13 protein-coding genes and 1 pseudogene are annotated in these 10,591 nt (G+C 69.4%); 12 read left to right on the forward strand and 2 right to left on the reverse strand.

Annotated features, from left to right (window positions below; all coding sequences use genetic code 11):
* Window positions 1-484 precede the first annotated feature (484 nt).
* The gene (locus ACZ5ON_RS34700) at window positions 485-934 is read right to left on the reverse strand and encodes a hypothetical protein (RefSeq protein WP_465601236.1); all 450 of its coding nucleotides are present in this window, start codon (window positions 932-934) and stop codon (window positions 485-487) included.
* 390 nt (window positions 935-1,324) lie between these two features.
* On the opposite strand from ACZ5ON_RS34700, the gene ACZ5ON_RS34705 reads away from it, so the two are divergent.
* The 6 genes and pseudogenes from ACZ5ON_RS34705 (at window position 1,325) to ACZ5ON_RS34730 (ending at window position 6,219) form a co-directional block, all read left to right on the forward strand.
* Window positions 1,325-3,763, forward strand: coding sequence for a helix-turn-helix transcriptional regulator (locus ACZ5ON_RS34705; protein WP_465601239.1), 2,439 nt, complete (start codon window positions 1,325-1,327; stop codon window positions 3,761-3,763).
* Between the two features lie 32 nt (window positions 3,764-3,795).
* On the forward strand, window positions 3,796-3,930 hold the full coding sequence (locus ACZ5ON_RS34710) for a hypothetical protein (protein ID WP_465601242.1): 135 nt from the start codon (window positions 3,796-3,798) through the stop codon (window positions 3,928-3,930).
* Window positions 3,931-4,188: 258 nt separating this feature from the next.
* Window positions 4,189-4,365 (forward strand): annotated as a pseudogene (locus tag ACZ5ON_RS34715) (transposase); the annotation flags it as partial.
* Window positions 4,366-4,477: 112 nt separating this feature from the next.
* The gene (locus ACZ5ON_RS34720; protein WP_465601244.1) at window positions 4,478-4,615 is read left to right on the forward strand and encodes a hypothetical protein; all 138 of its coding nucleotides are present in this window, start codon (window positions 4,478-4,480) and stop codon (window positions 4,613-4,615) included.
* On the forward strand, window positions 4,615-5,085 hold the full coding sequence (locus ACZ5ON_RS34725; RefSeq protein WP_465601247.1) for an integrase core domain-containing protein: 471 nt from the start codon (window positions 4,615-4,617) through the stop codon (window positions 5,083-5,085). The genes ACZ5ON_RS34720 and ACZ5ON_RS34725 overlap by 1 nt, the downstream gene beginning before the upstream one ends.
* A 285-nt stretch (window positions 5,086-5,370) precedes the next feature.
* Entirely contained in the window at window positions 5,371-6,219 is an 849-nt protein-coding gene (locus tag ACZ5ON_RS34730; RefSeq protein ID WP_465601267.1) for an endo alpha-1,4 polygalactosaminidase, read from the forward strand.
* Between the two features lie 224 nt (window positions 6,220-6,443).
* Here the strand turns inward: ACZ5ON_RS34730 and ACZ5ON_RS34735 are convergent, their stop codons facing one another.
* Complete coding sequence (locus ACZ5ON_RS34735) at window positions 6,444-6,665, reverse strand: hypothetical protein (protein ID WP_465601249.1); 222 nt, start codon at window positions 6,663-6,665, stop codon at window positions 6,444-6,446.
* Between the two features lie 263 nt (window positions 6,666-6,928).
* Between ACZ5ON_RS34735 and ACZ5ON_RS34740 the strand changes: the two genes are divergently transcribed.
* The 6 genes from ACZ5ON_RS34740 (at window position 6,929) to ACZ5ON_RS34765 (ending at window position 10,197) form a co-directional block, all read left to right on the forward strand.
* Window positions 6,929-7,357, forward strand: coding sequence for a hypothetical protein (locus ACZ5ON_RS34740; RefSeq protein WP_465601253.1), 429 nt, complete (start codon window positions 6,929-6,931; stop codon window positions 7,355-7,357).
* 133 nt (window positions 7,358-7,490) lie between these two features.
* A complete protein-coding gene (locus ACZ5ON_RS34745) occupies window positions 7,491-7,793 on the forward strand; it encodes a DUF8189 domain-containing protein (RefSeq protein WP_465601269.1) in 303 nt (100 codons plus the stop codon).
* Between the two features lie 232 nt (window positions 7,794-8,025).
* Window positions 8,026-8,253 (forward strand): Tn3 family transposase, encoded by a 228-nt coding sequence (locus tag ACZ5ON_RS34750; RefSeq protein WP_465601258.1) that lies wholly within the window; start codon window positions 8,026-8,028, stop codon window positions 8,251-8,253.
* A gap of 537 nt (window positions 8,254-8,790) precedes the next feature.
* Window positions 8,791-8,970, forward strand: a complete 180-nt coding sequence (locus ACZ5ON_RS34755) for a ribbon-helix-helix domain-containing protein (protein WP_280685940.1) — start codon at window positions 8,791-8,793, stop codon at window positions 8,968-8,970.
* A 1-nt stretch (window position 8,971) separates the two neighbouring features.
* Window positions 8,972-9,316: a VOC family protein gene (locus ACZ5ON_RS34760; protein ID WP_465601261.1), complete on the forward strand. Its 345-nt coding sequence runs from the start codon at window positions 8,972-8,974 to the stop codon at window positions 9,314-9,316.
* Between the two features lie 23 nt (window positions 9,317-9,339).
* Window positions 9,340-10,197, forward strand: a complete 858-nt coding sequence (locus ACZ5ON_RS34765; protein ID WP_465601264.1) for a class I SAM-dependent methyltransferase — start codon at window positions 9,340-9,342, stop codon at window positions 10,195-10,197.
* The last annotated feature ends 394 nt before the right edge of the window (window positions 10,198-10,591 follow it).

The raw sequence follows: 10,591 nt of genomic DNA on the forward strand, positions 1-10,591 counted from the left end.
CCCGCCCCCCACGAAACCCCCCCCTCTCTCTCCCCCCTCCCCCCCCCCCCCCCCCCGGGCCCCCCCCCCCCCCCAACCTCCCCCCCCCCCCCCCCCGGGGCCCGTGGGCAGAAAGCCTTCGGCAGCGCGGAGGTGGCTGAGGAGGGTGCTGCGCAGCCGGGCCGCGGCGCGGCTGCGCGGAGGCACCTCCACCTTGTGCCTCGATGCGCTCAAGTCGCCAACTGAAGCGCTCAGTCACACTCCTGCTCAGCTGTCCGACCACGATGCCTGATTCGTTCCAGTACCAGGACGAGATCGGCGTCTCGCTCGCCCTCGGGCGCTGGCAGACCTGGCCCCGGGAACAGGCTGCGGCCGTACGGGAGTTCCTGCACGCGGGCGGCGGCCGTGGCGTCGCTGCGGCCGCCGCCGGTGTACCGGGTGGCCTCTTGTGGCAGGTGCGCTCTGGGCGTCTAGTTCCGGCCGAGGCTATCGGCGTGGGTGGCCGTCAGGAGTTCCACACCCATGTGCCGTTGGCGTCATAGATAAAAATGTGGCCGGCCTTGAAGTCCATGCGAGAGTTCGGGTGGTTGTAGGTGCCGCTGTTCCACAGCGGGTTGTTGGGGAATGCGTAGACGACGAGGTTGCCGTCGGTCTGGAACTTCGTGTAGGCGCCGTTGTGGTTGTAGGTGCCGGTGTTCCAGATCGGGCCGTTCGCGTTGTAGATGACGAGGTTGCCGTCGTACTGCTGCACCAGTTCGTAGCCGTCGGCGGTGCAGTAGCCGACACCGGGGTCGAACTGGTGACCGCCGTCGAACCAGTAATCGCTGACGGGGCCGCCCTGGCAGCCGGCCGGCAAGTCGGCCGGCATCGCGGGCGCCGCGTTCGCGGCCGGGGCGGCGACAGCCGCGAGCGCCGCGGCGATACCGGCCGCGGCCATCAGGTTCCTGAACTTCATCGATTCCCTCCCAGGGGTTTCCGGTGCTGGCAGTGCGTCAGTACCGGGACGTGCTGTCGATCGCGTTGCTGTTGGTCAGGCTGGCGTGTCGGTGGCCGCCGCACCACGCAACGAACCCGCCGTATACGGCGGGGCGGCCCGCAACGGCGCGTGTGGCGAAGGGGAGGGCAACGACCGCGGACTGTGTCCGGCGGAAAGGACGTGCAGCCGGCCCGTCGGTCGCGCACCGGATGCCGCCGGTCGCAGTTCCTGGTGATCACGCTTGTGTCGTGGCTGATCAGTGTGCCGTGCGACGGACCGCCAGTTACGGCTGGCGACCCGCAACAACCGCCCGGCTACAGTGGCGATCATTTGTAAGCCAGGATCAGCAACGGAAGCGAGCACGTCGAAGTGAGCAGTCGGTTCGGTTCCCTGCTTCGGGAGATGCGGTTAGAGGTGGGGTTGACGCAGGAGCAGTTGGCCGAACAGGCCGGGCTGGGGGTGCGCACGGTCCAGAGGTTGGAGGCCGGCAAGCCGCCGGACGCCCGGCTGGGCACAGTGCGGCAGCTCGCTCACGTCCTGGCCGACATATCGGGACGCGAGCGCGAGCAGGTGTGGCAGGAACTGCTTTCCGCTCACCGCACCCAGAGCCCGGCCGACGAAGTCCCCGGCCCGGTGCCCCGCCAGCCCGGCCCCGACCCGAAACAGCTCCGGGCGGGAGCACTGCGCGATCCGGCCCACCCCAGCGGGCCGGCGGCCGGAGGTGTCATGGGCGAGGCTGCCGACGCGCTGGCCCGCGATGTGCACAGCCGCTGGATCCGTGAGGAGGAGCAGCGCCGGATCCATGATCCGTTCCCGCTGCCGGTGCGGTGGCGGTCCGCGCCCGCCGGTCTGCTGGACCACTGGGGCAATGTCAGCGGTGCGTCCGCGGGGGCGATCACCGCGCCGCTGCCATTGGACGGCGGCCTGGCCGACATCGCGGACGTCTACCGGCGCGTGCCGTCCGGACGGCTGGTGGTGCTCGGCGGCGCCGGTTCCGGCAAGAGCGTCCTGATGCTGCGGTTCGTCCTGGACTACCTGGGCCGACGTTCCGGCGACGATCCCGTTCCTGTCGTCTTCAGCATCGGGTCGTGGGACCCGAACGCGACCGGGCTGCGCGACTGGCTCATCGACCGGTTGCTGCGGGACCACCCGAACCTCGCCGCCCGTGCACCCGGGCGCCGCTCGACCATGGCAGCGGCTCTGGTCGACGCCGGCTGGATCCTGCCGGTGCTCGACGGCTTCGACGAGATCGCCGCAGGGCTCCATCGGGCCGCCATGCACGAGCTCAACACCGTCTCGCTGCCCCTGCTGCTGACCAGCCGCACCGAGCAGTACACCGACGCCGCCAAGGCCGACCTGCTGCGCAAGGCCGCCGGCATCGAGCTGACCGACCTGACCACCGCCGACCTGATCCACTACCTCCCACGCGCGGCCCGACCAACCGAACACAACGAACGACCGCAACGACCCCCGACCATGTGGGATCCGGTCCTGGACGAGCTGTGCGATCGGCCTAACAGCCCCTCCAGCGTCCAACTCGCCGCAGTGCTGCGCACCCCGTTGATGGTGATGCTCGCCCGGACCCTCTACAGCGACACCCCGGGACAGGATCCGACCGTACTCCTGGACACCGCCCGCTTCCCGACACCGGAAGCCATCGAGGAGCACCTGCTGGCCGGCTTCGTCCCCACCGTCTACGACCGGCGCCTGCCAGCCCGGCCCGACGCCGCTTCCGCGCGCCCGCGCCGGACGTGGGACACACAGCGCGCCCGGCACTACCTGGGCCACCTTGCCGGGCACCTCGAGCGGCCCGGGCAGCGCGACCGTCAGGACCTGGCCTGGTGGCAGCTGTCCAGCGCCCTGAGCCTGCCGGCGCGGATCCTCGCCATCGTCCTCGCCTGCACCGTGGTCACGGCCCTCTCCGTAGCACTTACCTCCGAGGTCGAGCTGTTCGGCTCCGGTGAGCCGATCGGACTGCGTGTCGGCCTTCTCAACGGACTCACGGCCGGCCCGGTCGTCGGCCTGGCCTTCGGGCTGGCCTACGGGATCGCCGTCACGGTCGGAAAAGTAGCGTTCGAACCATCCCGCGCACGGCTGCGACTACCGGGTCGCGGCCGACGGACAGGCGGGATGCCCGCCCACAGGATCCACGCCGCAGCCTGCGCCGGACTGCTGATCGGCGCCATCGTGGGGTTGGTGTACGGTGCCGTCGCCAGGCTGCTGGGGCTGATAATCCCGACCAAGGTTCACGGGGTACCGTTCGTGCCCTCGCCGGTCAAAGCCGTGGTGATCGACTCGCTTTACTACGGGGTCGTCTTCGCCCTGGCGAGCGGCGTGGCCCTGGCCCTCATGGCCGCCCTGGAGGCACCGCTCGACCTCAGTTCCGCTGCCACCCCCGTGGACCTGCTGGCCGTCAACCGCACGACGGTCATCCGCCAGGCCCTGCTCGTCGCGCCGGTGGTCGCCATCGCCATCGGCGTCATCGGGCGAGTACTGGAAGACTGCTTCCAAGGCTGGCGCGGCGGCGGCCCACTGCCGCCGCTCTGGTGGTGCTTCCTGGTCGGGAGCGAGTGCGCGTTCATCGCCACTGTCTCCTACGTCCTGGCCTTCACCGCCTGGGGCCAGTGGATGCTTTTCACCCGCATCTGGCTTCCCCTGACCGGACGGCTCCCCTGGGCGACCATGGCCTTCCTCGACGACGCCTACCACCGAGGAGTCCTGCGCCAGGTCGGAGCCGTCTACCAGTTCCGCCACGCCCGGCTCCAAAGCCACCTCAGCTCCGCTCCTCACACCTCGGAGCACGGCTGACCAGCTGCCACGGTCCTTGCGCATTCCACACCGTGGCAGTCGCCAGCCATGTCGACATCCACGACCTCGCGATGCCGACGCCGACCAGGAGGCGCTCACGGGCAGCTGGTGTGACCGGGCTGGACTACGTGGAGTTCGACATCCGGCTCGCCCGCGACGGCTCCTGATAGGGCAGGCGCTCGCCGGAGAGGGTGCGCGAAACCGGAACCCGCCCAGGGGCCCGGGCCCACCGGCTCCGCAGCAGGCCCAGGTCGACCAGCCGAGCGTGTCCGAAAGATCGTGTAAGTCCGTGACGTGACAGTCTGGCCGAGGGCTCGGCCACGGGCTCTCTGGCCAGGCGGAACGGACGAGTCATGACGGACAAGGCGAACCCGGACGTCGAGCCGGTCGATGAGCGGCTGGTGGACGAGGTCGTCGATCGGTTGATGGACCGCGCCGACGCGTCGGGTGCGGCCCTGCTGGGCGAGGGCGGGCTGCTGGCCCAGGTCACCAAGGCAGTGCTGGAACGCGCCCTGGACGCGGAAATGACCGAGCACCTGGGCTACGAGAAACACGACCCGGCAGGCCGCGGTTCGGGCAACAGCCGCAACGGGACCTCGCAACCCGCCAAACGGCCCGCCGAACAGACCGCCGACCCCATCGCCACGCTCCTCCCGGCAGACCTGGCACACCTTCCTCCGTAGGCAGGACCACACGCTCCTGACCTGAGACTTCATGCACGTCGACACCGTGCTCCTCAAACGCCTGTACGTCTTCTTCGTCATGGAGATCAAGACCCGGCGCATCCACGTCCTGGGCGTCACCGCCCATCCGAGCGGCGAGTGGGTGGCTCAGCTTGCCGGAACCTGCTGATGGACCTGGGAGACAGAGCCGGGGACTTCCGGTTCCTCATCCGGGACCGCGATTACAAGTTCACGGCCGCCTTCGACGCCGTCTTCGTCGGCAACAACACCGAGGTCATCCCGACGCCGCCGCAGAGCCCGCGTTCGAACGCCTTCGCGGAGCGGTGGATACGCACAGTGCGCACCGAATGCACTGACCGACTGCTCATCACCGGCGAACGGCATCTGCGCGCCGTCCCGCTCGTCTCACCGACCGGCGTCGTCACCCACCCCGCCTTCGCCGAACCGAAGGTGATCTTTACCTGGAAGTCCGAGCACGGCACGGCCCCCTACTTCCAGATGGACGTGCTGCCGGACTGGAGGACCCGCGTCGCGCACCGGGGCTGCGCCGTCATCGCCGGCTCCCGGTCACCTCGGTCCGTCTCTGCTGGTCAGCGGGATGCAGTTTCCCAGACGTCGGCGGAGTGTCCGGGCCCTTGACCGCGTTGCCTCGCGAGGCTGCGCCCTTGCTGGCACTCGGCCGTCCTGCCTTGGCCAGCTCGTCGCCTCGGCCGCCGCCGACGGAACCGATGCGAGCACACCGTCGTCTGGCCCAGCGGGGATACACGCCGTTCGTCGATCACGCCCTCGAATGGCCCCCGTTCGCCGGTCCAGGGCGTGGCTGTCACGCGCTGTTGCAAGGAGCATCCGATCAATATCTACCCCGCACTGCGCGCCCCCTCTCCCCGGGCCGCGGTCCTGCCGGTCGCCTTCGCGGTGGCCGCGATGCTGTCCGGTTGTACGTCGGTGGGCGGAAGCGGGACCGCAGAGGGCACCCCCTCCGTTGCGGCGAGGGCGTCCAGCTCCTCCGTGGCGACCACCGTCGTGCCGAGCCCGCCGGTTTCACCGTCTGCGGCCGCGGGAGCGGTGGGCCTTCCCCCGCTCCAGGCCGGTTTCGACTATCAGATCGGCGGCGCCTACACTCCGCCGTCCGGCGTCACGATCGTCAGCCGGGACCATACGGCCTCTCCAGCAGCCGGCCTGTACAACGTCTGTTACGTGAATGGTTTTCAGGCCCAGCCGGACGCCCAGGGCCAGTGGCCCGCCGATCTGCTCCTGCACGATGCGCAAGGCCGGGTCGTCATCGACCAGGACTGGAACGAGGCCCTGCTGGACATCGGCACCGCCGACAAGCGCGGGCGGGTGGCTGCTACGGTCAACCAGTGGATCGACGAGTGCGCACGGAAGGGCTTCAACGCCGTCGAAATCGACAACTATGACAGCTTCAGCCGCTCCGGCGGCCGGCTCTCGGTGCAGGACGCCCAGGCCTTCATCACTCTGCTAGCCGAACACGCCCACGCCCGTGGACTGGCGGTCGGTCAGAAGAACACCGCGGAGCTGGTGGGCAGCAGGAGCCGGACCGGCCTGGACTTCGCAGTCGCCGAGGAATGCGCCGAATACGACGAATGCGGGACGTACGCCTCCGCCTTCGGCGATCACGTCCTGGTGATCGAGTACACCGACGAGGGACTGCGAAAGGCCTGCTCCTCATTCGCAGGTCGGCTGAGCATCGTCCGCCGGGACAAGGCCGTGTCCGCCCAGGGCAGCAGCGGCTACGCACGCAGCACTTGCTGAACGCCCAGCCCTGCGGCCCCGGGTGAAAGCCCGCCACGGCGCGCAGACGGCCGCCGCCCCACGGAGCCGACGGCCTTCGTGAAGCGGGGATCGTCGTAGCTCAGGGTCCGCGACGCGGCCGATCTGCGTCTGGCGGCCGAGGGGAGGCTGGCCGTGTGCGAGTTGCGCTCACTGCCCACCGGGTCGGCGCCGCTCGCATTGAGGGCCTGGAGCAGGGCGGTGTTTCAGGCGCTGTCGGGTGAGCGGAGCCGCACGTTCCTGCGGGCCAGGTGGGTGGCGGAGCCCAGTCCGGCTCCCGCTGTGAGAATGACGAGGAAGGCGATGCAGTGGCGTGGTCCGGCTCCGTCGGCTGCCAGTAGCAGGGTTGAGGCCGCCAGCGGGGCTCCGGTGGCGTGCAGAAGGTTGGGGTGGGCGGCGGCGAGGCGGGTGGACAGTACCAGCGCCATGACGGCTGGCGGACGCCCCACGGCACGGATACGCTGGGCGGCCGTCCGACCGTTGCCCACCATGGGCGTCGATCTCCCCACGTGCGCTGATCTGTACGGGAGTTTTCGTGTAGCGAGGCCCGGTCCGGAGCGGTCGGGCCTTGCCGCGCGAGCTGGAGCAGGCGCTGAAGCGGAGTTTTCGGTCACAACCCGTAGCCGAGTCGCGAGAGTGGCATGCGCTGCGGCATTCTTTTCCGAACTATCGGGCATTAGAGGGGGATTCGATGAAGAGCGGTCTGAAGCGGGGTGCGGCACGCCTTGCCGCGATCGGGGCCATGGGTGTGGCCGCGATCGCGGTCGCGGCCACACCCGCACTTGCCAAGGGAGACATGGACATCACCGTGTCGCAGCGCGTCGTGAGCGTGGGTCAGAGCGTTCACGTCCAGGCGAGCGGCGACGATGACGCCACGTACTGGTACGGCAGGGTCTGCGTGCAGGAGCGGTTCGGCACGCACGGCGCCTGGCACGCCGTCAAGTGCGGCCCGATCGTGGACGGGGCGACGACGCGCGAGGCCAAGGTCGATGTGAAGGTGAAGGCGACCCGGCGCGGCACCCTGCAGTTCCGCGAGGTGCTCTACTCCTACGACGGCCCGAAGGGCGGCCACCCGATCAACGTCGGAGTCAGGCTCGCCAAGTCCGTCCAGGTGCGCTGACCCGCACCGGAACGCCGAGGGGCCCGGTCCACACGGACCAGGCCCCTCGGCGCCGCTCCCACACCGGTGCCGTCACCTATACCCACCGCCCGCCACCGAGACCGGCAAGCCCCGCCCCCCGGCCGCCGCTCGCATCACAGCTCTCGACACCGCCGTCTACAACGCGGCCAGCAACGCCATCGAGCTGTTCGGCACCGGCACCGACGGCGTCATGTCCCACATGTACGACATCAACGGCGGCGCATGGAGCGGCTGGGCACCGATGGGAACCTTCAAGTTCGCCGGCACCCCCAACGCCGTCTACAACGCCGACACCAAGACCGCCGAAGTCTTCGCCACCGGCACCGACGGCGTCATCTCCCACGCCTACAGCACCAACGGCGGCACCTGGAGCAACTGGACCACCCTCGGCACCTGGAACTTCCAGACCAACTGACCCAGCGCCAAGAGAACCGTTCGAAATCAGATCGCCAGCAGAGTGGGCCCGAGGAAACGCCTCGGGCCCACTCTGCTGACCAGACACTGCCCAAGACGCCCCAAAGCGCCACCGAACGCGAACTGCTGCGCCTGCTGGACTCGGGCCTGACCGACGACGCCGTCGGCCAGCGCCTCGGCATCTTCTCCCGCACCGTCGGGCGCCACATGTCCTCGATCATGGAACGCTGGGCGTGATCTTCCACAACACCCTGGACATCGCCGACGTCGTACGCCAGCTCCAGGCCGAGGGCTGGATCGTCGACCCGCTCGACCTGGCGCAGATCTCCCCGTACCTGACCGAGCACATCAAGCGGTTCGGCGAGTACTCCACCCACGATCTCGGCGTCACCCCGGACACCTACGACGCCCACCTGGACGTCGACTTCGGGTCTGTAACCGATCAAGGAAGTAGCACCTGATGACAGACGTGATCGTCTCCGCCGAGGCCGTGGAGGCTGTGCGGCCGGTGGGCACCAGGGAGTCCTCGTAGCGATCGCTGCTGGCGTAGGGGGCGAATCCCCATCTGCCGACGGCGCCGGTGTAGCGCAGGCGCATCAGCTTGCCCCGTTCGCCGTCGGCCAGTACGGCCTCCACGCAGGCGAAGGCTCCGTGGTGGCGGACATGCAGCTGCTCCATCTGCGGCCAGGCGGGTGCGGGCGTGCTCACCGCCTCCACCGTGCGCCGCTGGCGATCACCCGGGCCACCGGCCTGCCGCACGCCGTGCCTTGCCCGTTGCCGTCGCCCGCCGCGCGCATCCGCAGCCGGCTCCCGGACGGCCTCGGCCAGTTACCCGGCGACCTGCCGGAGGTTTCCCCGCTGCGGCACCTGCTCCTCGGGGACTGGCGCGGTGGTAAGCACCGGGTTGACGCGGAGTACCAGCCGCAGCACCTCGGGATCGCGCCCGGTCTTGGTCGGGCTAGCTTGCTAGCATGCTAGCAACGAGTTAGCCTGGTCTCGTGGGCGATGAGGAAGTCAAGCAGTTCAACGTGTACCTGCCGATCGGGCTGATCAAGCAGGTGAAGTACCGCGCCATCGAGTCGGGCATGTCGCTGTCGGCACTGGTCGCCGAGGCGCTGCGTGCCTACCTCGACGACGCCCATGGGCAAGAGTGCCAATCGACCGAGAAGGAGGCCTGACATGGCGACCGAGGGAATCGAGGCCCTGTTCCTGGAGACCCACAACTGGGGCAAGGCGGCACGTTTCTTCCAGGCGCTGGGCTACGACCTGGAGTTCGAGACGGGCCACAGCTCCGGCCAACTCCGCAACGGCGACGGTCCCTACGTCTTCATCGCGGAGGTCCCCGAGGACCGGGAGCCTCAGGTGCGGGTCGTGCTGAAGGTGCCGGACGCGGACGCGTTCCGTGCCGATCCGTCCGTCGAGGTGGTCACGCCGTTCGAGGACACCCACTTCGGGACCAGGTTGATGACGGTCCGCGACCCCGACGGGCGGCTGTGGAGCCTCCAGGCTCCGGTCAAGAACTGACTGCGACGGAGAAGGGGAACACCATGGCAGACGAAGCGACCGCGGCGCCGGACGGCACCGCGGTGCGGACCGCCCTCTGGCGGGCGATGCACGTCCAGGTCGACCGGCCGCCCCACGTGTTCGAGGACGAGATCGGCCTGGAACTGGCGGCCCCCGACGGCGACTGGCGCCACCGGCCCGACATGGACCCGCACCTCACCAGCGGGTTCCGGGCGGCCATGGCAGCCCGCGCCCGGTTCATCGAGGACCTGGTCATCGAGCAGGCCGACCGCGGCGTCACCCAGTACGTCATCCTGGGAGCCGGGCTGGACACCTTCGCCCAACGCAGGCCGGAGACCGCCTCCCGCCTGCGGGTCTTCGAGGTCGACCAGCCCGGCCCGCAGGCGTGGAAGCGCCGTCGGTTGGTCGAACTGGGCTACGGCATCCCCGACTGGCTGCAGCTGGTGCCGGTCGACTTCGAGGCGAGCGAGGACTGGCTGAAGAAGCTGGTTGCCGTCGGCTTCGACCCCGGTCGGCCGGCGTTCATCGCGTCCACCGGCGTCACCATGTACCTCACCGAGGACGCCACCGCGGCCACCCTGCGCCAGACCGCCGGGCTCGCCCCCGGCTCCACACTCGCGATGACCTTCCTCCTGCCGCCCGACCTGCTCGACGAGGCCGACCGCCCCGGCCTGCGGGCGAGCAGGGAAGGTGCGCGAGCGTCCGGAACGCCGTTCATCAGCTTCTACACCCCGAAGGAGATGCTGGCCCTCGCCCGCGAATCCGGTTTCGCGGACGCCCGACACGTGTCGGGGGCTTCGCACGCCGGGCGCTACTTCGCCAATCGCACCGACGGCCTTCGCCCGTCGACCGGAGAGGACATGCTGCTCGCCACCACCTGACCCTCGTCACCTGTCGCGAATCGGGCAAGGACGGTCCAGCCAGTCGTCCGCCTCGGCGGCGGCCTGGGACCCGACGGCGATGCCGTCGGGTCCTTTCATCACGTGGCCTCACCGACCAAGCAGCAGAGTGCCGGGGAAGGGTCCTCGACACGCATCAAGAAGTGGCCACGTTCATCCGTACGTTGCTGGGGACGTTCAGCTGTACGCCGACACCCTGGTTCGAAACGGCGTCACCGAACCAGATCGAGACCGCCAGATCGATTAACCTTCAGTGGCAGAAACCATCAAGTGGTCAACCTTCAGAGGGCGTTAAGTCCGTTTTTGATAGCGGCCGCGTCCGGGTTGGTCGAGGACTTCCTGGCGGACGAGTCGTCCCAGGCGGGAGCGGGTGACG

It is taken from the genome of Kitasatospora sp. NPDC032150 (assembly GCF_055579945.1).

Excerpts from the sequence above, each read along its gene's own strand:
- ACZ5ON_RS34740 (WP_465601253.1), top strand. The coding sequence starts at position 6,929 with ATGAAGAGCGGTCTGAAGCGGGGTGCGGCACGCCTTGCCGCGATCGGG.
- ACZ5ON_RS34700 (WP_465601236.1), bottom strand. The coding sequence starts at position 934 with ATGAAGTTCAGGAACCTGATGGCCGCGGCCGGTATCGCCGCGGCGCTC.
- ACZ5ON_RS34765 (WP_465601264.1), top strand. The coding sequence starts at position 9,340 with ATGGCAGACGAAGCGACCGCGGCGCCGGACGGCACCGCGGTGCGGACC.
- ACZ5ON_RS34720 (WP_465601244.1), top strand. The coding sequence starts at position 4,478 with ATGCACGTCGACACCGTGCTCCTCAAACGCCTGTACGTCTTCTTCGTC.
- ACZ5ON_RS34735 (WP_465601249.1), bottom strand. The coding sequence starts at position 6,665 with ATGGCGCTGGTACTGTCCACCCGCCTCGCCGCCGCCCACCCCAACCTT.
- ACZ5ON_RS34730 (WP_465601267.1), top strand. The coding sequence starts at position 5,371 with ATGCTGTCCGGTTGTACGTCGGTGGGCGGAAGCGGGACCGCAGAGGGC.
- ACZ5ON_RS34760 (WP_465601261.1), top strand. The coding sequence starts at position 8,972 with ATGGCGACCGAGGGAATCGAGGCCCTGTTCCTGGAGACCCACAACTGG.
- ACZ5ON_RS34725 (WP_465601247.1), top strand. The coding sequence starts at position 4,615 with ATGGACCTGGGAGACAGAGCCGGGGACTTCCGGTTCCTCATCCGGGAC.